20 protein-coding genes are annotated in these 21,311 nt (G+C 38.0%); 2 read left to right on the forward strand and 18 right to left on the reverse strand.

Annotated elements, in window-relative coordinates:
* Positions 1-123: 123 nt before the first annotated feature.
* Positions 124-1,158: a recombinase RecA gene (gene recA / locus Q0940_RS16465; protein ID WP_299270948.1), complete on the reverse strand. Its 1,035-nt coding sequence runs from the start codon at positions 1,156-1,158 to the stop codon at positions 124-126.
* Positions 1,159-1,267: 109 nt separating this feature from the next.
* Positions 1,268-1,786 (reverse strand): CinA family protein, encoded by a 519-nt coding sequence (locus Q0940_RS16470; RefSeq protein WP_299270984.1) that lies wholly within the window; start codon positions 1,784-1,786, stop codon positions 1,268-1,270.
* A gap of 80 nt (positions 1,787-1,866) precedes the next feature.
* Here Q0940_RS16470 and mutS point away from each other — a divergent pair, with 80 nt between their 5' ends.
* Positions 1,867-4,467, forward strand: coding sequence for a DNA mismatch repair protein MutS (mutS, locus tag Q0940_RS16475; protein WP_299270951.1), 2,601 nt, complete (start codon positions 1,867-1,869; stop codon positions 4,465-4,467).
* A 78-nt stretch (positions 4,468-4,545) separates the two neighbouring features.
* A complete protein-coding gene (putP, locus tag Q0940_RS16480; RefSeq protein ID WP_299270953.1) occupies positions 4,546-6,033 on the forward strand; it encodes a sodium/proline symporter PutP in 1,488 nt (495 codons plus the stop codon).
* Between the two features lie 279 nt (positions 6,034-6,312).
* On the opposite strand, the gene Q0940_RS16485 is transcribed toward putP, so the two are convergent.
* The 16 genes from Q0940_RS16485 to Q0940_RS16560 form a co-directional block, all read right to left on the reverse strand.
* Positions 6,313-6,936, reverse strand: a complete 624-nt coding sequence (locus Q0940_RS16485) for a hypothetical protein (protein WP_299270954.1) — start codon at positions 6,934-6,936, stop codon at positions 6,313-6,315.
* Positions 6,937-7,121: 185 nt separating this feature from the next.
* Complete coding sequence (rpoS, locus tag Q0940_RS16490) at positions 7,122-8,129, reverse strand: RNA polymerase sigma factor RpoS (protein ID WP_299270955.1); 1,008 nt, start codon at positions 8,127-8,129, stop codon at positions 7,122-7,124.
* Between the two features lie 65 nt (positions 8,130-8,194).
* Positions 8,195-9,034 carry a peptidoglycan DD-metalloendopeptidase family protein gene (locus Q0940_RS16495; protein WP_299270956.1) on the reverse strand — a complete coding sequence of 280 codons (840 nt, stop codon included), beginning with the start codon at positions 9,032-9,034 and terminating at the stop codon, positions 8,195-8,197.
* Between the two features lie 3 nt (positions 9,035-9,037).
* Positions 9,038-9,622, reverse strand: coding sequence for a YqaA family protein (locus Q0940_RS16500; RefSeq protein WP_299270959.1), 585 nt, complete (start codon positions 9,620-9,622; stop codon positions 9,038-9,040).
* A complete protein-coding gene (locus Q0940_RS16505; protein WP_299270960.1) occupies positions 9,622-10,257 on the reverse strand; it encodes a protein-L-isoaspartate(D-aspartate) O-methyltransferase in 636 nt (211 codons plus the stop codon). Before Q0940_RS16505 ends, Q0940_RS16500 begins: the two co-directional genes overlap by 1 nt.
* 1 nt (position 10,258) lies before the next feature.
* The gene (gene surE, locus Q0940_RS16510; RefSeq protein ID WP_299270962.1) at positions 10,259-11,020 is read right to left on the reverse strand and encodes a 5'/3'-nucleotidase SurE; all 762 of its coding nucleotides are present in this window, start codon (positions 11,018-11,020) and stop codon (positions 10,259-10,261) included.
* On the reverse strand, positions 11,017-12,114 hold the full coding sequence (locus Q0940_RS16515) for a tRNA pseudouridine(13) synthase TruD (RefSeq protein WP_299270963.1): 1,098 nt from the start codon (positions 12,112-12,114) through the stop codon (positions 11,017-11,019). The genes surE and Q0940_RS16515 overlap by 4 nt, the downstream gene beginning before the upstream one ends.
* Positions 12,114-12,593: a 2-C-methyl-D-erythritol 2,4-cyclodiphosphate synthase gene (gene ispF / locus Q0940_RS16520; RefSeq protein WP_299270965.1), complete on the reverse strand. Its 480-nt coding sequence runs from the start codon at positions 12,591-12,593 to the stop codon at positions 12,114-12,116. Before ispF ends, Q0940_RS16515 begins: the two co-directional genes overlap by 1 nt.
* Positions 12,583-13,302 carry a 2-C-methyl-D-erythritol 4-phosphate cytidylyltransferase gene (gene ispD, locus Q0940_RS16525; RefSeq protein ID WP_299270967.1) on the reverse strand — a complete coding sequence of 240 codons (720 nt, stop codon included), beginning with the start codon at positions 13,300-13,302 and terminating at the stop codon, positions 12,583-12,585. The genes ispF and ispD overlap by 11 nt, the downstream gene beginning before the upstream one ends.
* Positions 13,303-13,590 (reverse strand): cell division protein FtsB, encoded by a 288-nt coding sequence (ftsB, locus tag Q0940_RS16530; RefSeq protein WP_299270969.1) that lies wholly within the window; start codon positions 13,588-13,590, stop codon positions 13,303-13,305.
* A 121-nt stretch (positions 13,591-13,711) separates the two neighbouring features.
* Positions 13,712-14,362, reverse strand: a complete 651-nt coding sequence (locus tag Q0940_RS16535) for a hypothetical protein (RefSeq protein WP_299270971.1) — start codon at positions 14,360-14,362, stop codon at positions 13,712-13,714.
* Positions 14,363-14,443: 81 nt separating this feature from the next.
* On the reverse strand, positions 14,444-15,736 hold the full coding sequence (eno, locus tag Q0940_RS16540; protein WP_299270973.1) for a phosphopyruvate hydratase: 1,293 nt from the start codon (positions 15,734-15,736) through the stop codon (positions 14,444-14,446).
* A 53-nt stretch (positions 15,737-15,789) separates the two neighbouring features.
* Complete coding sequence (locus tag Q0940_RS16545) at positions 15,790-17,421, reverse strand: CTP synthase (RefSeq protein WP_299270975.1); 1,632 nt, start codon at positions 17,419-17,421, stop codon at positions 15,790-15,792.
* A 258-nt stretch (positions 17,422-17,679) separates the two neighbouring features.
* Positions 17,680-18,810 carry a sodium ion-translocating decarboxylase subunit beta gene (locus Q0940_RS16550; protein WP_299270977.1) on the reverse strand — a complete coding sequence of 377 codons (1,131 nt, stop codon included), beginning with the start codon at positions 18,808-18,810 and terminating at the stop codon, positions 17,680-17,682.
* Between the two features lie 5 nt (positions 18,811-18,815).
* Positions 18,816-20,600 carry a sodium-extruding oxaloacetate decarboxylase subunit alpha gene (gene oadA / locus Q0940_RS16555; RefSeq protein ID WP_299270979.1) on the reverse strand — a complete coding sequence of 595 codons (1,785 nt, stop codon included), beginning with the start codon at positions 20,598-20,600 and terminating at the stop codon, positions 18,816-18,818.
* 9 nt (positions 20,601-20,609) lie between these two features.
* Positions 20,610-20,858, reverse strand: coding sequence for an OadG family transporter subunit (locus tag Q0940_RS16560; protein WP_299270981.1), 249 nt, complete (start codon positions 20,856-20,858; stop codon positions 20,610-20,612).
* Positions 20,859-21,311 lie beyond the last annotated feature (453 nt).

Below are 21,311 nucleotides of genomic sequence, written 5' to 3' on the forward strand. Positions count from 1 at the left end.
GCTTAAGTTACAAACCATCCTTGAAGGCTATGAATTAGCAAAGTCTCTTGAATCTGACTTGTGATCAAGAGACAGCTTACTTAAGCGGCTTTCTATTTAATAACTCTTAATAAACAAGGTTATTTATGCTTCACCATCTTCAGGAAGAAGATCGTCTTCTTTGATTGTTGCTTTTAATAGCAACATATCGCGAAGTTTCTTTTCAATTTCTTCGGCTATTGCCACATTTTCTTTTAAGTATTTAATACAGTTTGCTTTACCTTGACCAACTTTATCACCGTTGTAAGCATACCAAGCACCCGCTTTATCAACTACGCCATGCTTAACACCAAGGTCAATTAACTCACCCTCTTTAGAAATACCTTTACCATACATGATGATAAATTCAGTTTGTTTAAACGGAGGAGCAACTTTGTTTTTAACAACTTTAACTCGGGTTTCGTTACCAATAACCTCATCGCCCTCTTTAACAGAACCGATACGACGAATATCTAAACGAACAGAAGCGTAGAACTTAAGTGCATTACCACCTGTTGTGGTTTCTGGATTACCAAACATAACACCAATTTTCATACGAATTTGGTTAATGAAGATACATAAAGTATTTGAACGTTTAATGTTACCCGTTAATTTACGTAACGCTTGTGACATAAGACGTGCTTGTAGACCCATGTGCGAGTCGCCCATGTCGCCTTCAATTTCAGCCTTTGGTACCAATGCAGCTACTGAGTCGACAATCAGTACATCAACTGCACCAGAGCGAACTAGCATGTCGGTAATTTCTAAAGCTTGCTCACCAGTATCTGGTTGAGAAACTAATAAGTCATCAACGTTAACACCTAACGCAGACGCATAAATTGGGTCTAATGCGTGTTCAGCATCAACAAAGGCACACGTTTTACCGGCTTTTTGAGCTTCAGCAATAACTTGTAATGTTAATGTTGTTTTACCTGATGATTCTGGACCATAAATTTCAACAACACGTCCACAAGGTAAACCGCCTATGCCTAACGCTATGTCTAAGCCTAATGAACCTGTAGATATAGATTCAATATCTAAAGCATTACTGTCACCCAATTTCATAATTGAGCCTTTACCAAATTGTCTTTCAATTTGTTGTAGTGCTGCGCCTAATGCTTTTTCTTTATTTGCGTCCATTTCTGTCTCCGAACATGACTTGTTGTATTTGTTGATGATGTTTCAACTTAACTATGCGATAAAGTATACTGTATAATTAAACAGTATCAATAAAAATTTATTATTATTTTTATTTAATTTCCAAAATACTCTCAACAGCCATATTCAATGAGGCTTTCACGGTAGACTCTCTTACGTCATTCCTATCACCGTCAAAACAAAAAAGTTGAGTTTTACTGTGTTTTATTATCTTTTCATCCAGTAGGTACTGTATAAAAACAGCAATCCAAACAGTACCCACAGGTTTATCTTTTGAACCACCACCAGGACCTGCAACACCACTCACTGAAATTCCCACTTGAGCATTTGCAGCGTTTACCGCACCTTGTGCCATTTCAATAACCGTTTGCTCCGACACCGCACCGTATTTTTCTAATGTTTCGCTTTGCACATTAACCAGTTGTTGTTTTGCGTTATTACTATAGGTAATGAATGCACAGTCAAAATAACTAGAACTGCCTGCAATCGCAGTTATCGCTTGGCTAACGCCGCCTCCAGTACAAGATTCAGCAGTGGTTACTGTCCAACTTTTATCTAATAAAGCAGCTCCAAGCTGCTTACTTAAAGATTCAATTTCAATCATTTCCAGATTCCTTATACTTTTTACGAGACACTATGGTGATGATCTGTGACAATATACAACATTAGTCACAGAATTCATTAAGCCAAATGTCAAATTTATTCAGTCCAGAAAATATCGCTAGCCACACACCTATGATGCAACAGTTCTTAAATATGAAGAAAGATCATAAAGATATTCTGTTGTTTTACAGAATGGGTGATTTTTACGAATTATTTTATGATGATGCTAGACGGGCGTCTGAACTGTTAGATATTTCATTAACTAAACGTGGTGCATCTGCTGGCGAACCAATTCCAATGGCTGGCGTGCCTTATCATGCAGTTGATAACTATTTGGCTAAATTAGTACAACTTGGTGAGTCCGTAGCTATTTGTGAACAAGTTGGCGACCCTGCCACCAGTAAAGGTCCAGTAGATAGAAAAGTGGTTCGCATAGTGACGCCAGGAACCGTAAGTGATGAGAATTTACTGAACGAGCGTTTCGACAATCTAATTTGTGCGGTATTTGCCAATAAACCAAGAGCCACTTCTGCTGAGACTTACGGTGTTGCTTATTTAGATATCAACAGTGGCCGTTTTCTTATTAATCAGTTTGATCAACTTGCTGACCTGTCTGCAACTTTAACTCGTTTACAACCTGCCGAAATTTTATATCCAGAAGACTTTTCTCAAATGCAGGTATTAAATGGTTTTAAAGGCGTACGTCGTCGACCTGTTTGGGAATACGACTTAGAAACCTGTGAACGTGTATTAATACAGCAATTTCAAACCAAAGACTTACAAGGTTTTGGTATTACCAAGGCACCAGTGGCTATTTGTGCAGCGGGCTGTTTAATGCAGTATGTACGTGACACACAAAGAACTGCCCTGCCTCATATTCGTTCTATTACATTGGAGTCTATCGACTCTACTATTATTTTAGACTCAGCGACTCGCCGTAATTTAGAACTCACACAAAATCTTTCTGGCGGCCAAGACAATACGTTAGCGCAAGTGTTAGATAAAACTTCAACAGCAATGGGCAGTCGTTTACTAAAACGTTGGATCCATTTACCAAGACGCAATCAATTAGAAGTAAACGCCAGATTAGACGCAGTCCAGGACATATTAACCCTCGGCAATGACACCTTAATTCAAGATCCGCTTAAGCAAATTGGCGATATTGAACGTATTGTTGCTCGGTTAGCTTTACGCTCTGCCCGTCCGCGCGACTTAGCTCGTTTACGTAACGCATTTAGAGTTTTGCCAGAGTTAAAAGCCGAGCTTGATAACAATAAGTCGGTACGTTTAGCCTCGTTAAACAACCAAATTCAGTTATACCCTGAGATTTTAGCTTTATTAGAAAGTGCAATTATCGAAAATCCTCCGGTGCTTATTCGTGATGGTGGCGTAATTGCTGAAGGTTATAATGCAGAATTAGATGAATGGCGCGAATTAAGTGCAGGGGCCACTAGCTTTATCGACAAGCTAGAAATATCAGAAAGAGAACGCACTGGTATTAACACGTTAAAAGTTGGTTTTAACAAAGTACACGGTTTTTATATCGACATAAGCAAAGCTTATTCTGACCGAGTGCCGGAAGAGTACGTAAGACGCCAAACGTTAAAAAACAACGAACGTTACATTATTCCAGAATTAAAAAAACACGAAGAAAAAGTGCTATCTAGCCAAAGCAAAGCCTTAGCGTTAGAAAAACGTTTATACGAAGCGGTGCTGGATCAACTAGTGGATGTTATTGAAGAACTACAAATTACCGCAGATGCTATTGCACAAGTTGACGTATTAACCAATTTTGCTGAACGTGCTGAAACGCTAAATTACCATAAACCTGAGTTAGTAGCTGGGCGAGTGGTTAAGATTGAAGCTGGTCGTCACCCTGTCGTTGAGCAGGTTATGCAAACACCGTTTATTGCTAATCCGGTGCATTTACATTCAGATCGTAAGTTAGCGGTTATTACAGGTCCAAATATGGGCGGTAAATCTACTTTCATGCGCCAAATTGCACTTATTACGTTAATGGCTAACATTGGTTGTTTTGTTCCGGCTGAATCTGCGCAAATTGGCGAAATTGACCGTATATTCACTCGTATTGGTGCATCGGACGATTTAGCCTCTGGTCGCTCTACTTTTATGGTAGAAATGACTGAGACTGCAAACATAATGCATAACGCATCACAAAACAGTTTAGTGTTGATGGATGAAATAGGCCGAGGAACAAGTACTTACGACGGCTTGAGTTTAGCTTGGGCTACTGCACATTATTTATCTACCAAAATAAACGCACTTACTTTATTTGCCACACACTACTTTGAACTCACTGAGTTTGCCGATACTCAACCAGGTGTTGTTAATGTGCATTTGGATGCACATGAACATGGCGATGACATTGTGTTTATGCATTCAGTACATGATGGCGCTGCAAGTAAAAGTTTTGGTATTCAAGTAGCTAAATTAGCCGGCTTACCAAGCGAAGTATTAGCCTTTGCTAAAAACAAATTGCATCACTTAGAGTCAAATACACTACCGGCACCACAACAAGTGCCTGAGCTTGCAGCAAATCAGCAAATGTCATTGGTTAGTACCAGTCAGTCCGATATTACTGATATTCTTAACAATACTGACCTAGACGAGTTATCACCAAGACAAGCATGGCAATTAATCAGTGAGTTAAAAAGTAAATTAAAGTAGTAAATCAAGTAGACGAGCAAACCTGACGATTGTTTTTTACTGTGATACCCTTGTAAAAAATAAACAACGAGGACCTTTATGCATTATTCTACTTACATCACTCTCGGCCTGTATTTTATAGCTATGTTAGCGATAGGTTTATACGCCTATCGTAAATCTACTTCTGACTTATCTGGTTATATGCTTGGCGGACGTTCATTACCTCCAGCTGTTGCAGCCCTTTCCGCAGGTGCTTCTGACATGAGTGGTTGGATATTGATGGGACTGCCCGGCGCTATGTTTGTTTCCGGTTTAAGCAGTAGTTGGATTGCTTTTGGATTGTTCATTGGTGCGTTAGTTAACTATTTAGTGGTTGCCCCAAGACTCAGAGTTTTTACAGAAAAAGCCAAAGACGCCCTCACTGTTCCAGATTATTTTGCTAAACGTTTTAATGACCAAACTTTAACCCTTCGTTTAATTGCCTCCACTGTTATTATTATCTTCTTCACTTTATATACCTCTTCAGGCCTAGTTGCTGGCGGTAAATTATTTGAAACCTCATTTGGTTTAGATTATTCAGTTGGTCTTATTGTTACCGCAGCCGTTGTTGTTGCCTATACTATGTTTGGTGGATTCTTAGCGGTAAGCCTTACTGACTTTGTACAAGGCTGCATTATGTTTGTCGCAGTAATACTGGTTCCGGTTATTGCCTTTACTCAGTTTGACAGTTTATCTGAAATGACATCCATCATTAGCGCGGTTAACCCAACTTACTTCGATTGGTTTGAAGGACTCAGTTTAATTGCAATTCTATCCAGCATGGCTTGGGGTTTAGGTTACTTTGGTCAGCCTCATATTATTGTTAGATTTATGGCGTTACGTTCAATTAAAGACATGCCAACAATGCGTAATATTGGCATGGGTTGGATGTTTGTTGCTTTAGTTGGTGCACTTGCGGTTGGCTTTACGGGTGTGGCTTATGTGAATAAATTTGCCCTTGGTGACATAGACCCAGAAACTATCTTCTTGGTTTTCTCAAATGTATTATTCCACCCTTTAATAACTGGCTTTTTACTTGCGGCTATATTAGCTGCGATTATGAGTACCATAAGTTCGCAACTTCTTGTGTCATCAAGTTCATTAACTGACGACTTTTATAAAACGTTTGTTAAGCGCGATGCGTCAGATAAAGAATTGGTAATGGTTGGTCGTTTATCTGTATTGTTAGTGTCTGTTATCGCTGGAATATTAGCGCTAGATAGAGACAGTTCAGTATTAAGCTTAGTAAGTAACGCTTGGGCAGGTTTTGGTGCTGCGTTTGGTCCACTTATTATCTTTAGTCTTTTCTGGAAGAAAATGACTAAACAAGCGGCTACCGCAGGTATGATTGTTGGTGCAGTAACTGTATTGTTTTGGATTTATTTACCTGTGAAAATTGGTGGTGAATCATTAAGTAGCTGGATGTATGAAATAGTCCCAGGCTTTATTTGTTCATCAATCGCTATTTACCTTGTGACGATAATGAACCCACAACAAGAACAAGAAGTATTAGATCTGTTTGACGAAGTAGAACAAGAATTTAAATAAACTCTGTTCTTCTCTAGGCGAACTTTAGTTAACAAAGCCGATGACACTTAACATGTCATCGGCTTTTTTGTAACTTGTTATTGAGGCTGATTATTTGACGTTAACATGATAGGTATAAGCAAAAGTTCAGGCTCTATTTTTCACTCAAAAGAACCCAAATACTTTGAGCATTTTGCAGCGAAGATTAATCAGCGTTCAAGTTAGTAAACTATAAGACTCTAATATTTGAAATATTTATTTAAGGACACACAACGTAAAGCTCACAGGCCTATATTGTTTTTAATCACACATAAAGCAATGATTTACCACCAACGTCCATTCTTCACTTTCATCTTTCTGGTAAACCATAACTCCAATCTCACCATACATTAATTCATAGGAAACCCAAACTTCATATCTGTTATTTCCATCTATATCAGTTATAGCGTGTATATTTACCCCTGTTTCCATAGCGATATCTTCTATTGATAGAGATAATTGAGCCTTGCTTATAAAATGTTTACCCCAATTATCTTTTGAGAAGAAACTATAAAAACTCATACTTTGTATCTCATCATCTTTTGATTCTATATCAACGAGATCAATGTTTTTGTAAAAGAGAACTGGTAATTCCTCCTTAGAAACTTTGCCCATGGAGCCAACTTCATTTCTATTGTATATATCCTTATAAGTTTCAGTTCTGATCACTTTAATACTCTCAAGGGGGGATTTTACAAACATGGGTTCAATAGCTGTTGGTACGTTTGAATGTGATCCAGCCAAAACTATAATCTGACTTTTTTTAATGGACAAAATAGGATGGAAATTACCATCTTGTACATATCCATATATTGACGCGGTCGTTTTATTCGCACTACTATGCATTGAAATAAATAGTAAAAATATTACAAAGATATATCTCATATAGAATCTTATTAATTTAATCATGTTGCATTTTTATCCAATTATATAGCCTATTACTAGGTATAATTTGACCTTTTGTTACAACTTAAAGCTTGTGGCGCAGCCATTCTTACAGCTTATAGCTGCTTTTTCCAACCAATAAAAAACCCGCTAAAAAGCAGGTTTTGTTAGGTTGGGGTAATTTATTAGTTAGCTTCTATGGCAAATAAAGACGCCATACTTAGCCCTTCATGTGTTGCCATATCTTTTAGTCTGCGTAGTGCTTCTACTTGAATTTGACGAACTCGTTCACGAGTAAGGCCAATCTCAGCACCTACATTTTCTAGAGTAGAAGGTTCATAACCTAATAAGCCAAAACGGCGAGCTAACACTTCTCTTTGTTTAGGATTAAGTTGTTCTAACCAATGAACAATGTTGTTACTAATATCATCGTCTGTGATCTTTTTTTCCGGACTTTTACCAACATCGTCAGCAATAATGTCTAATAATACTTTGTCTGAATCACCGCCAATTGGCGTATCTACTGAACTAATTTTTTCATTAAGACGTAACATCTTAGACACGTCTTCAACTGGCTTATCTAATTTAGCTGCTATGTCTTCTGCAGTTGGCTCATGATCTAAGGTTTGAGCTAATTCTCTTGCCGTTCTTAAATAAACATTAAGTTCTTTTACTACATGAATTGGCAAACGAATGGTTCGGGTTTGATTCATGATGGCACGTTCTATAGTTTGACGTATCCACCAAGTTGCATAAGTTGAAAATCTAAAACCACGTTCTGGATCAAACTTCTCAACCGCACGAATTAAACCTAGGTTTCCTTCTTCGATTAAGTCTAATAGAGCTAATCCACGATTATTATAACGACGGGCTATTTTGACCACTAAGCGTAAGTTACTTTCAATCATTCTCTTACGAGAAGCTTCACAGCCCTTTAATGATTTGCGCGAAAAGAATACTTCTTCTTCTGCAGAAAGCAGTGGAGAGAATCCAATTTCACTTAAGTAAATTTGAGTTGCATCTAGATTTTTGGGTTGTTCTGCGCTAGCAATAGCTTCAGATTTAGCAACAGAAGATGCCGATTTGGTTTTCTTTTTTGAGGCTTTTACAATTTCTTTTTCAACAGCTTCATTGATTTCATTATCAATATCTTCAGCGTCAAGTGTAATTTCTACAATTATATCCTGGCTCATGGGCAAAACTCCTTGAGGAGCTATTAAGATGCTCTTAATAGTTCACTTAGTTTAACGATGAGTCCTTATTTTTTAGGTAAGTATTTGAGAGGATTAACTGAACGACCACGGTGTCGGATTTCAAAATGTAACTTAATTGAATCCGTACCAGAATCACCCATCTCTGCAATTACTTGCCCAGCCTTAACCCAGTCCTGTTCTTTGACATTAATAGACCGGTTATGAGCATAAGCACTCAAATAATCGTCATTGTGTTTAACAATAACTAAATTTCCGTAACCTCTAAGCGCACTACCAGAGTAAACCACTTTGCCGTCTGCTGCAGCAATAATTGGATCACCCGCCTTACCACCAAAATCGAGACCCTTATTACCATTTTTCTTGGTTGAGTATTGTTCGATTATGTTACCTTCACTAGGATAACGCCACTTGCGTACCTTGGAAGGAAAAAGATCTTTTTTTACAGTTTTTACCTGCTCTTGACCTTGCTGTTTTTTACCGTAACTCACTGCTTTTTTATTTGCAACAGTTTTTACAATATTTTTTTCATTATCTTTCTTGTTTGTTTTTACATAGTTAACAGCGGTCTTATCGACAGCAGCCGTTAATACTTTAATTTTTTCTGCTTCTAAGGAAATAATCTGTCCAGGGAAGATCTGATATGGCTCAGGTATTTTATTTAACCTAGCGAGCCGTCTAAAATCAATCCCAGCTTGCCATGCAATTGCATATAATGTCTCCCCTGGCTTCACTTCATACTGAGAGCTAGTCAGCGATCCTTTATCCGAGTCAGCATAAACACCAATTGCATTATTTATTTGGACAATGGGTGCAGGAGACTGCCGAGTACTACAACCAGACAATAAAAGCACAAAAATAACGACAAAGACTAAATAATATTTCATAAGCTAACTAAGTTGTTTATATCCAATAAAAAGTACAATTAAACCAATAACAATCCAGCCTATTGTATCAATATATTGGCGAAGTTTATGCTCCATTTTTTCACCTCCCCAATACAAAATCCCAGCAACCAAAAAGAATCGCATAGAACGGCCAACCGCAGATGCCAACAAAAAAGGTAAAAATGCCATTGATAACATGCCAGCACTCACGGTGAATATTTTAAATGGGATTGGGGTAAATCCTGCTAAAAACACGATCCATACGCCATAATCAACAAAATACTGGGTAATTGTTGCGAATTTTAGTTGATAGCCCATTAGTTCTATAAATGGTAATACAACTGGTTCATATAAATATGCCCCTAATAAGTAACCAACAACACCGCCTAATATTGAACTAATGCTAGTTAAACTGGCTAACCACCAAGCTTTATGTGGCCTAGCTAATACCATAGGTGCAAGCATAACATCTGGCGGAATTGGGAAAAATATGGACTCAGAGAACGTTAATACAGCAAGATAAACACTAGCGTATTTATGCTTAGCCCAACGTAAACAAGCGTCGTATAAAGTGGTAAAAATTTTCATTACAAAGTATCTCCTGATACTAGAGGTACGAATTTAACCGACTCCCAATGTTGTTCGACAAAGTCATCGCCTTTACGTTCAACAGTGACTAAAGTTTGTGTTTCGCCACCTACAGGCAATACCATTAATCCACCGTCAGCTAACTGTAACTTCAGTTGTTCAGGAATTGAGTCTGGTGCTGCGGTTACTATGATTGCATCAAATGGAGCTTTAGAATGCCACCCCTGCCAACCGTCGCCATGTTTCATTTGCACGTTATAAATATCAAGCTGCTGCAATTTACGCTTAGCGTTAAATTGTAATTGACGTATACGCTCTACCGAACTTACTTTATCAAACACTCTACCGAGAATAGCTGCTTGATAACCAGATCCAGTACCAATTTCTAATACATTAGTGGTTACACCATGTTCAACTAACATTTGTGTCATTTTACCCACAATATAAGGCTGCGAAATTGTTTGTCCTTGCCCAATTGGTAAAGCCGTATTTTCATAGGCTTTATGCGCTAGTATTTGATCAACAAATAAATGTCTTGGTACGCTAGATATCGCATCTAATACTTTTTTATTTTTAATGCCTAATGATATGAGCTGTTGAGCTAACTTATCACCACTTTTGGTAAATTGATTCATTCTAGTTACTTTTCGTTTTTAATTTTTTGACCCAATCAGATACATTATCAATACTTTCAAATGCAGTCATATCTATTTTTAATGGTGTTATTGACACTTTATTGCTATTAATTGCATGAAAGTCAGTCCCTTGCGTTGCATCTAGTTCTTGTCCTAATTTACCATACCAATAAATATCCCGTCCCCAAGGATCTTGCTGTTTTTGCATTAATTCTGCTTTATGGCGAGATCCTAAACGGGTAACTTTAAAACCTTGAAGTTGCTCAAAGCTTACATCTGGAACATTTACATTTAATATTTGATCCGATGGTATTGGATGAGCTATTAAATTTTCCACCACCTGTTTGGCTACCTTAGCGGCACAGACTAAGTTTGCATCTTCATGACTTGCTAATGACATAGCAACCGCTGGTAACCCTAAATGACGCCCTTCTGCAGCTGCGGCAACGGTACCACTATAAAAAGTGTCATCACCTAAGTTAGCACCATGATTTACTCCCGCCACAACAATATCTGGAGTTTCATCCATTAACTGGCTTATTGCTAAATGCACGCAATCCGTTGGTGTACCATTAACACTATAAAATCCATTTGCATGTTGCTGGACTCTTAATGGATTAATTAATGTAAGTGAGCTACTTGCTCCGCTGTGGTTTCTATCTGGAGCAACAACGGTGACTTTGCCCAACTTACAAAGCTCTTGATATAAGGCCTCTAAACCTGGAGCAAAAACACCATCATCATTACTGACTAGTATATTCATGAATATTCCTGAATAAAGTCAACACATTCGCGTAAAACAGAAGTTGCAAAGCAGCCTGTAGGTAAGTCAAAACTAACGAGTAAATCATTACCTTTTACTTGCCACGTTAAATCTTCCGGCTTTAATAAAATACTTCGTCTTTCTTGTTTTAATCCGTTATCCACTAACATTTTTTGCCAGTTCGCTTGTTGACCAGCAATTTCTGATTCTAACTCTAGCACTTGTCCTTTAGTGGCAAATTCACCTTTACCAAATAAAGGAGCCGAAATTTGAATATCATTTTCTTGCAAACGTTTAATTATTTCATCGTCAACATCTTGGCTAAAGTAAGAGTTGGAGCCTGTTAATATAAACACATCGCCATTTACAGGTTGTGTGAAGATATTCTGCTTTAAACGTTCGTTAACTACTTCATTAAAGATATAAGAACGGCTTGCTGATAATGCAAAGCCTTTAATTTTGCGGTTCTTAATATCTTCACCTGACGACATTCTGTCAGCCCAGTTTAGGTTATTACCTTTAAAGCCAAATCGTTGCAGACCAAAATAATTAGGGACGCCTTGGGTTTTAATTTGTTCTAAACGACCTATAGTGTCGATAACATCGGTTATATCCTTTAAAAGGATATCGAAATGATTGGATTTTAACGCACCAATTTTTAACTTTTTAATATGGCGAGTATGAGATATTAGCTTAATGTTTTCAGTGCTAAGGGTCGTTAGATCAATATCTTGAGTCACATTCATTTGTATTGAAAACCATTGGCGAGATACCGACTGTTTATCTTTTAATCCGGCATAACCTATGTCTCGTAAACGGCGATTAAAAAACTTAGCTAAATATTCGCATACTTGGCCAGTATTGAGTTCTGTTTTCTCTATTAATAAAAATAGATTTTCGCCACTGCCTGTTAATTCAAAACCTAAATTCTCAGTTACAACAAAATCTTCTGGAATGGTTTTAAATTTGGCACTGGCTTTTGGTTTTCCATGCAAATATGCCCAATGTTCAAAAGACCAATCTTTAAAAAATTCAGCTGGGGTTTTAGTTTGTTCTGCTGAAGATGCTGTTGTTGATGATGCTTGCTCTGTCATTATAGTGATTCCATTAAGACAACTGCATGCACAGAGATCCCTTCTTTTCGGCCTTCAAATCCAAGTTTTTCAGTGGTCGTTGCTTTCACTGAAACCTGGCCTAGTTCTGCGTGCAAATCTTCTGCTAATACACTTCTCATCTGTTCAATATGAGGAGCCATTTTAGGAGCTTGTGCCACTATAGTTAAGTCACAGTTACCGAGCTTAAAACCATGTTGTTGTGCCAAATTAGCTACGTGACGTAGCAATATACGGCTATCTATATTTTCATATTGATCCGATGTATCTGGAAAGTGTTTACCTATATCACCTAATGCAAGTGCGCCTAGTATTGCGTCGCACAAAGCGTGGATTGCAACATCACCATCTGAGTGCGCTATAAAACCTTGGGTATAAGGCACTTTCACGCCAGCTAATGTTATAGGGCCTTCTTCACCAAACTTGTGGACATCGTAACCAAAACCGATTTTAAAACTCATTAATTTTACTCTTTATATAATACTCAGCTAACTCAAGATCTTCAGGCTGAGTAATTTTAATATTTTTGCCACTGCCTGCAATTATTGCAACGGGAAGCCCTGCTAATTCTAATGCTGATGCTTCATCTGTAATAGCGGGATTAATTACGCCCTCACTTGAGATCTGCTCTGACAGTGCTTGGTGCAGCTGTTTAACATCAGAGCACTGTGGCGTTAAGGCGTGCCACAAGTTTTTGCGGTCTTCTGTTTTATCTATTAAATTTGAATTACTGACAGTACGTTTCATTGTGTCACGTACTTGAGTTGCTAAAATACCAGCATGATTATTGGTAAAGCATTCACGGGCTAAATTCAAAATATCTTTTTGTTCTAAACATGGTCTTGCGGCATCGTGCACCATCACCCATGCACAATCTTTATTACGCAAATAATCCAGTGCATTAAAAACTGAATTAGCGCGTTCTTTTCCACCTAATACGCTATGAACTTTAGGGTGGTTGGCCAATTCTAGCGTTGCAAACTGTTCATCGTGATCTGCAATTGCGACCACAACTTCATCAACGAGCGGCATATCTAAAAAACAATGGATGGTATGTTCAAGGACGGTTTTATTCATTAACGGTAAATACTGCTTTGCCATATTGGCTTGCATGCGTTTACCAATACCAGATGCGGGAATAACCACTGAAAACGTTTGGGATAACGCCATCTAATCTTTCTCTTTAGCACTAGGCACCAAACGAAAAAAGGTTTCATTTTCTCTGATCATACCTAGCTCGTTTCTAGCTCTCTCTTCTATGCCTTCAAGACCAACTTTTAAATCTTTTACATCAGCATCTAACAACTCATTACGTTTTAATAACTCGTCATTACCAGATTTAAGTTTGGTTACTTCTGTACGATTAGCACTATAAAATTGCAGGCCATTATGTCCAAACCAGAAACGGTATTGGATTAATAAAAATACTACGACTAAAATAAAATTAACAATTCGCACGGACTTATCACTTATAACTGATTAATTAGTTAATACAATAGGTATTATGCAAAGGATATAGCCAGATTGAAAGGTATAGATACGGTTTTAGCGGTTATTTTTTTATCGTTACTTTTTATTGCTACTTCTTTAATGTGAGTAATTTAGAAAACTGTCGCCAATTAACTCTACTGGCTAATAACATTTCCCGTAACGATAATAACCTTGGTGATGTTCTACGCCCATTCAGCCATTGATGACCGCAGCAAGCCGCTGCCATAATTGCTTTATTGGGTTTTAACAACAACTTATGGTAAATATTTGACTCTACTTTTTGTTGTCCACTAAAGTAAAACCAACCATGTTCATTACAATGCAATTGAGAATTTTCCAAATCTATTTCATCAATAGTGTCTAATACGACTTGCTCTATCCCATGATGAGTTACAGAAATAGGCACAACTAAAGCCATTTTTGCATGCTCATTATAAAATAACTCAGTTTTATCTTGTTGAACTTTTACTGAATAGGGCTTTACGGATTGGGCGCTGATCCAAGAACCATTTTGGCTGTCTAAGTCTAGCGGTGTATATAATTCACTAATATGCTCTGCTGCTTTTTTTATATAAAAAGACATGGAGCCGAGACGTTTTTTTAATAACTCAGCACTAAGTTCGCTATCTTGCGATAAACGGATTAACTCTCTTTCGTATAAGGCATTAGATAGCTCAGCAAATATTTGCTGTCCTGTTCTTTGTTGCCATAAAAAAGTCTGATCTTGTGGATTTGTCATCTAGTAAACTATAGCGTTCATTTATCAAATACCAAAAAACAAAAAAGGAGTGCAGATAGCACTCCTTTCATAGATAACCAATTACGCTTGGCCTTTGATCTCTGAACGACCACGGTAAGCTACATCGCTTATTTGCTCTTCAATACGAAGTAGTTGGTTGTATTTAGCAACACGGTCAGAACGACATAAAGAACCTGTCTTAATTTGACCAGCGGCTGTACCAACGGCTAAATCAGCAATTGTAGTATCTTCAGTTTCACCACTACGGTGAGAAATAACAACTGAGAAACCAGCATCTTTCGCCATACGAATAGCTTCTAATGTTTCAGTTAACGTCCCTATTTGGTTAAACTTGATTAGGATTGAATTACCAACACCTTTCTCAATACCTTCACGTAAAATCTTAGTATTAGTAACAAACAAATCATCACCAACTAATTGTACTTTATCGCCAATCTTGTCAGTTAATAATTTCCAACCGTCCCAATCAGATTCGTCTAGACCATCTTCAATTGAAAGAATTGGGTATTTGTTGCTTAGGTCAGCTAAGTAATCACAGAATTCAGCAGAGTTAAATTCTTTACCTTCGCCTTTCATGTTGTAAATACCGTCAGAGTAAAACTCAGAAGCCGCACAATCTAGCGCAAGTGTTACGTCTTCATTTAACTTGTAACCAGCACGTTCAACAGCTAATTCAATTACGGTTAATGCTTCTTCGTTAGATGCTAAGTTTGGAGCAAAACCACCTTCATCACCAACAGCTGTGTTTAGGCCTTTTTCGCTTAATACTTTCTTAAGTGTGTGGAAGATTTCAGCACCCATACGTAACGCTTCACGGAATGATTTGGCAGAAACAGGTTGGATCATGAATTCTTGAATATCAACGTTGTTATCTGCGTGTTCGCCACCGTTGATGATATTCATCATAGGAACTGGCATTGAATATTCGCCAGAAGTACCGTTCAAGTCAGCAATGTGTTCAAATAATGCGATACCATTTTCTAATGCTGCAGCTTTAGCATTTGCTAATGAAACTGCCAATATTGCATTTGCACCTAATACCGCTTTGTTGTCTGTACCATCTAAATCTAACATAGCTTGGTCAACAGCAACTTGTAGTTGAGCATCTTTACCAATAACAGCCGGGGCTATCTTGTCATTAATGTTACTAACCGCTGTTAATACGCCCTTACCCATGTAACGAGCTTTATCGCCATCACGTAATTCTAGTGCTTCACGCGAACCTGTAGATGCGCCAGATGGAGCAACAGCACGACCAAAAGCACCTGATTCTAAATATACATCAGCTTCAACCGTTGGGTTACCGCGTGAATCCATGATCTCGCGACCAATTACTTTAACTATTTGAGACATTCCCATTCCTTATTCAAAAAGAACGCAGCTTAAGGCTGCGTTTTATTATTTAGTTATTTATTTTTAACATATTCACCAGCGGCACCGACAAACCCTTCAAACAAAGGATGCCCATCTCGTGGCGTTGACGTAAACTCTGGATGGAATTGACTGGCTACATACCAAGGATGGTCTGGTAACTCGATCATTTCCACTAGTTTTTTATCTTCCGATAATCCACCAAAGACTAAGCCCGCTTTCTCTAACTGAGCAATATAATTATTATTTACTTCAAATCTATGACGGTGACGTTCAACAATCCAACTGTCGCCATAAATCTCTCTAACTTTGGACTTAGGCTTAAGATAACACTTTTGTGCGCCTAAACGCATCGTACCACCTAAGTCTGATTTTGCATTACGCGATTCAACTTGGCCTTCTGCGTCTAACCATTCTGTAATTAAACCAACAACTGGGTGTGGGCTATCTGGATTAAACTCAGTTGAATGCGCATCGGTTAAACCCGCAACGTTACGAGCAAATTCAATTAATGCTAATTGCATGCCTAAACAAATACCTAAATAAGGCACTTTGTTTTCACGTGCGTATTGAGCCGCTAACATTTTACCTTCAGTGCCACGTTCACCAAATCCACCAGGCACAAGTATAGCGTCTAAATCTTTAAGTATATCCGGTCCTTTAACCATAACATCTTGAGCATCAACATAATGAATATTAACGGTTAAACGCTTTTTCAATCCTGCATGTTTTAACGCTTCATTCACTGATTTATAAGCATCTGGTAATTCAACATATTTACCAACCATGCCAATATTTACTTCACCAGTAGGATTAGATTCAGCATAGAGCACTTGCTCCCATTCAACTAAATCAGCTTCTGGCGCTTCAATGTGAAAACGACGACATACTAAATCATCTAAACCTTGTGATTTTAACAAGGCAGGAATTTGATAAATTGAGCTTACGTCTTTAAGGCTTATAACCGCTTTCTCTTCAACATTGGTAAACAAAGAAATTTTTGCTCTTTCGTTTGCTGGAATAGCGCGGTCTGAACGACACACTAAAATATCTGGTTGAATGCCAATAGAACGCAATTCTTTAACTGAATGTTGAGTTGGCTTAGTTTTTATTTCACCTGCTGTGCCTAAGTAAGGCACTAAAGTTAAATGCATATACATTGCATTTTCACGACCTACTTCTGTACCTAATTGACGTAAAGCTTCTAAAAATGGTAGTGATTCTATATCACCTACAGTACCACCAACTTCTACAATAGCGATGTCCATGCCTTCAGCACCAGCAACAACACGCGCTTTAATTTCGTTAGTGATGTGCGGTATAACTTGAATTGTGGCACCTAAATAGTCGCCACGACGTTCACGGGCCAATACGTCTTGATAAACACGGCCTTGAGTGAAGTTATTTTTCTTAGACATTTTATTACGAATAAAGCGTTCGTAATGACCTAAATCTAAATCTGTTTCTGCCCCATCTTCTGTAACAAAAACTTCACCGTGTTGGATTGGGCTCATAGTGCCCGGATCAACATTAATATACGGGTCAAGTTTTAGAATAGTTACATTTAAACCGCGAGCTTCTAGAATAGCCGCCAAAGATGCTGCTGCGATGCCTTTGCCTAATGAAGAAACAACGCCACCAGTAACGAATATATATCGAGTTGTCATACAAACCTTAAAAAAATTAGATTGCTAAACTTGGAAACATCACAAATAACAATTAAAAAAACCTCACTAGAATAAATTTTCAGCGATTAAAATTATTGTTTTTGGATGTATGGTCAGGATGGGGTGAAAGTATAACAAACGTGCACAAATTCAACAATCCAGAATATCGATTTATTACGATATTTTATCCACACTCAATATTTAAATTATAGCGGGGTTAGCTAGTATAGATAACCCCGCTTTTGTTACTAGAAAAAACTAACCAACTAGTGCTAATAAAATACCTGCAGCAACAGCTGATCCTAATACCCCAGCTACATTTGGACCCATTGCATGCATTAACAAAAAGTTATGCGGGTTAGCTTCTAAGCCAACCTTGTTTACTACTCGAGCAGCCATTGGAACCGCAGATACACCTGCAGCACCTAACAGTGGATTGATAGGTGACTTACTGAATTTGGACATTAATTTAGCCATTAACACTCCAGCAGCTGTACCAATACTAAATGCAACAGCGCCGAGACCTAGAATACCTAATGTTTCGACCGTTAAAAATTTCTCAGCACTTAGCTTTGAGCCAACGGCTAATCCTAAAAATATAGTTACTATATTAATAAGTTCATTTTGTGCAGTGTTACTCAATCTATCAACAGCACCAGATTCTTTCATCAAGTTGCCTAAACAGAACATACCTACTAATGGCGCTGCGGCTGGTAAAAACATAGCCGATAAAAAAAGTACCGCAATAGGAAAGATAATTTTTTCTTTCTTACTAACAACACGAAGTTGCTCCATTTTTATCTTACGCTCTTCCACGGTTGTTAATGCTTTCATTATTGGCGGTTGAATGATTGGAACCAAAGCCATGTATGAATATGCTGCAACCGCGATAGCACCTAATAATTCAGGAGCAAGTTTACCAGCTAAAAATATTGCGGTTGGTCCGTCAGCTCCACCAATAATGGCAATAGCAGATGCATCCTGTAAGCTAAAGTCAAAACCTGGTATAAAGTTTAATAAAATAGCGCCAAATAAAGTCGCAAAAATACCAAATTGTGCAGCCGCCCCTAATAACAACATCTTAGGATTGGCGATTAGCGCACTAAAGTCGGTCATCGCGCCAACGCCCATAAATATTAATAATGGGAACACACCCGTTTCGATACCTACATGGTAGATGTAATAAAGTAAGCCGCCTTCATCATTAAAACCAGCTAAAGGAATGTTAGCCAAAATAGCGCCAAAGCCAATAGGTAATAATAAAAGTGGTTCAAAGCCCTTTGCTATTGCTAAAAATAGTAAAAGTAATCCAACCGCCATCATAACGACTTGGCCTAGTTCAAAGTGTGCTAAGGCAGTTGAATCCCAAAGCGTATGTAAGCCTTCCATTTCGTTTACCCTAATGTAAGTAAGACATCGCCAGTCGTAACTGCGTCGCCTTCTTTAATGTTTATAGAGGCGATAGTGCCTGAAGAGGCAGCGCGAATTTCAGTTTCCATTTTCATGGCTTCCATAATGATCACAACATCACCATCTTGAACCACACTACCTGGAGAAACTAATACTTTAAAAATATTTCCAGCTAAAGGCGCATTTAGCGTTTCGCTTGCATTTACAGTTGTGTGCTGAGTGTGAGCTTCATCTTTTTGAGCGCCTTGTTTTTCAATACTTGCAAGTTCACCAGATGGAGCCACAACAACGTCATACACTTTGCCATCAACAGAAACACTATAAGCTTCAGGTGCATCGTCGTTAGACCCTGCTTTTGTTTGTTTAGGTTGTTCAATTTCACCAGTTGGAACTGGTTCAAACGCAGAAGGGTTATTGCGATTTTCTAAAAACTTAAGCCCTATTTGAGGAAATAAAGCATAAGTTAAAACATCATCAATTTTTTCATCAGCTAGTTTAATGCTTTTCTCTGCTGCAATTTGATCTAACTCATCAGTTAACTTAACTAACTCATCTTCAATATTATCCGCAGGACGACATGTAATAGCTGATGCGCCATCTAATACTCTAGCTTGTAATTCAGCGTCTACAGGAGCTGCAGTTGCACCGTACTCACCTTTTAAAACACCAGCGGTTTCTTTAGTGATTGATTTGTAACGTTCACCGGTTAATACATTTAATACCGCTTGAGTGCCAACAATTTGTGACGTTGGTGTTACTAAAGGAATTTGGCCTAAATCTTTACGAACTTTAGGGATCTCCTTTAATACTTCGTCCATTTTATCTTCAGCACCTTGCTCACGTAACTGATTTTCCATGTTGGTTAACATGCCACCAGGAACTTGGGCCAATAAAATACGCGAATCAACACCTTTTAAGCTACCTTCAAATTTCGCATATTTCTTTCTTACTTCTCTAAAGTAAGCGGCTATTTCAGCAAGTAAAACCAGATCTAAGCCCGTATCTCGGTCTGTACCTTCAACTATCGCCACCATAGTTTCTGTTGGACTGTGTCCATACGTCATGCTCATAGACGATATTGCTGAATCAAGCATATCTATGCCTGAATCAATTGCTTTTTGATAGGTGGCTGTAGAGAGTCCTGTAGTTGCATGACATTGCATGGCAATAGGTAAATCAACAGACGCTTTTAATCCTGTAATTAACTCTTCACATTCATAAGGTCTTAGAAGGCCAGCCATATCTTTAATACAGATAGAATGACAACCCATATCTTCTAAACGTTTAGCCATATCTAACCACATTTGTAAGTTATGAACAGGACTGACAGTATATGAAATTGTACCTTGAGCATGAGCGCCAACATCAATAGCTGACTTGACTGCTGTTTCTAAATTTCTGATGTCATTCATTGCATCAAAAATTCTAAATACATCTACGCCATTTGTATGAGCACGTTCAACAAACTTTCTTACCACGTCATCTGCATAATGGCGATAACCTAATAGATTTTGACCACGTAATAACATTTGTTGTTTGGTGTTTGGCATTGCTTGTTTTAGGGCACGGATCCGTTCCCAAGGATCTTCCCCCAAATAACGAATACATGAGTCGAATGTTGCTCCGCCCCATGATTCCATAGACCAATAACCAACTTGGTCTAATTTACTCGCGATTGGCAACATATCTTCCAGTCGCATTCGAGTAGCAAGTAATGACTGGTGTGCATCCCGCAGCACCAATTCAGTAAGTAATAATGGCTTTTTCATGTTAGTCCTCTATTTATTTCGCGCTTTATATTGTTTTACGGCGGCAGTTATAGCTGCAATCACCTGTGGCGAATTTTTACTAGCATCTGTAGTAGGTTTAATTTGATTACGTGTTGTTGTAACTGGATCTGGATAAGCTTCTGCAAATTTGGCTAGTAACTTAATAGCAAGGATTAATACTGACAAAAAAATGAATACGACAAGCATTCCTACAAGCATAAGAATACCTGCTTCTGCTAGAAGTTCTGATACGTTCATAAAGTTAACTACCCGTTTATTATTGTTAGTTTTTGGCTACAAGTTGTATGAAAGCAGGAGCACCGCTAAAACCTTGTAGAAAAAATTTAGAGCATTAGCTCTTAAATAGCACAATATTGATTATAATTGAAAGGAAATTTTAAATGTATTTATTAAAATCACCATTAAACACCTACCTATCAGGGTAGATTAATATTGAATAAATAATAATTTAATTTGAATAGTTATTCGAAACAATAAAAATAGCGGGGAATGATTAATGGTGAAGAATGTAATTGGTATAAGTAAAGAATTAGAATTTAGTAATTTAATTTTTTATTCGGAAGTTTGTTTTTAGAATTTGATGAGATTTGTTACAGAAGATTGAAGAAAAGATATGGTGCGCTCGGGAGGATTCGAACCTCCGACCGCCTGGTTCGTAGCCAAGTACTCTATCCAGCTGAGCTACGAGCG

The organism is uncultured Psychrosphaera sp. (assembly GCF_947500655.1).
GTDB lineage: Bacteria > Pseudomonadota > Gammaproteobacteria > Enterobacterales > Alteromonadaceae > Psychrosphaera.

What these genes read in the sequence shown, in the direction of transcription:
- recA (WP_299270948.1), bottom strand. Translation starts at nt 1,158, where the DNA reads ATGGACGCAAATAAAGAAAAAGCATTAGGCGCAGCACTACAACAAATT.
- mutS (WP_299270951.1), top strand. Translation starts at nt 1,867, where the DNA reads ATGTCAAATTTATTCAGTCCAGAAAATATCGCTAGCCACACACCTATG.
- putP (WP_299270953.1), top strand. Translation starts at nt 4,546, where the DNA reads ATGCATTATTCTACTTACATCACTCTCGGCCTGTATTTTATAGCTATG.
- Q0940_RS16485 (WP_299270954.1), bottom strand. Translation starts at nt 6,936, where the DNA reads ATGAGATATATCTTTGTAATATTTTTACTATTTATTTCAATGCATAGT.
- rpoS (WP_299270955.1), bottom strand. Translation starts at nt 8,129, where the DNA reads ATGAGCCAGGATATAATTGTAGAAATTACACTTGACGCTGAAGATATT.
- Q0940_RS16495 (WP_299270956.1), bottom strand. Translation starts at nt 9,034, where the DNA reads ATGAAATATTATTTAGTCTTTGTCGTTATTTTTGTGCTTTTATTGTCT.
- Q0940_RS16500 (WP_299270959.1), bottom strand. Translation starts at nt 9,622, where the DNA reads ATGAAAATTTTTACCACTTTATACGACGCTTGTTTACGTTGGGCTAAG.
- Q0940_RS16505 (WP_299270960.1), bottom strand. Translation starts at nt 10,257, where the DNA reads ATGAATCAATTTACCAAAAGTGGTGATAAGTTAGCTCAACAGCTCATA.
- surE (WP_299270962.1), bottom strand. Translation starts at nt 11,020, where the DNA reads ATGAATATACTAGTCAGTAATGATGATGGTGTTTTTGCTCCAGGTTTA.
- Q0940_RS16515 (WP_299270963.1), bottom strand. Translation starts at nt 12,114, where the DNA reads ATGACAGAGCAAGCATCATCAACAACAGCATCTTCAGCAGAACAAACT.
- ispF (WP_299270965.1), bottom strand. Translation starts at nt 12,593, where the DNA reads ATGAGTTTTAAAATCGGTTTTGGTTACGATGTCCACAAGTTTGGTGAA.
- ispD (WP_299270967.1), bottom strand. Translation starts at nt 13,302, where the DNA reads ATGGCGTTATCCCAAACGTTTTCAGTGGTTATTCCCGCATCTGGTATT.
- Q0940_RS16535 (WP_299270971.1), bottom strand. Translation starts at nt 14,362, where the DNA reads ATGACAAATCCACAAGATCAGACTTTTTTATGGCAACAAAGAACAGGA.
- eno (WP_299270973.1), bottom strand. Translation starts at nt 15,736, where the DNA reads ATGTCTCAAATAGTTAAAGTAATTGGTCGCGAGATCATGGATTCACGC.
- Q0940_RS16545 (WP_299270975.1), bottom strand. Translation starts at nt 17,421, where the DNA reads ATGACAACTCGATATATATTCGTTACTGGTGGCGTTGTTTCTTCATTA.
- Q0940_RS16550 (WP_299270977.1), bottom strand. Translation starts at nt 18,810, where the DNA reads ATGGAAGGCTTACATACGCTTTGGGATTCAACTGCCTTAGCACACTTT.
- oadA (WP_299270979.1), bottom strand. Translation starts at nt 20,600, where the DNA reads ATGAAAAAGCCATTATTACTTACTGAATTGGTGCTGCGGGATGCACAC.
- Q0940_RS16560 (WP_299270981.1), bottom strand. Translation starts at nt 20,858, where the DNA reads ATGAACGTATCAGAACTTCTAGCAGAAGCAGGTATTCTTATGCTTGTA.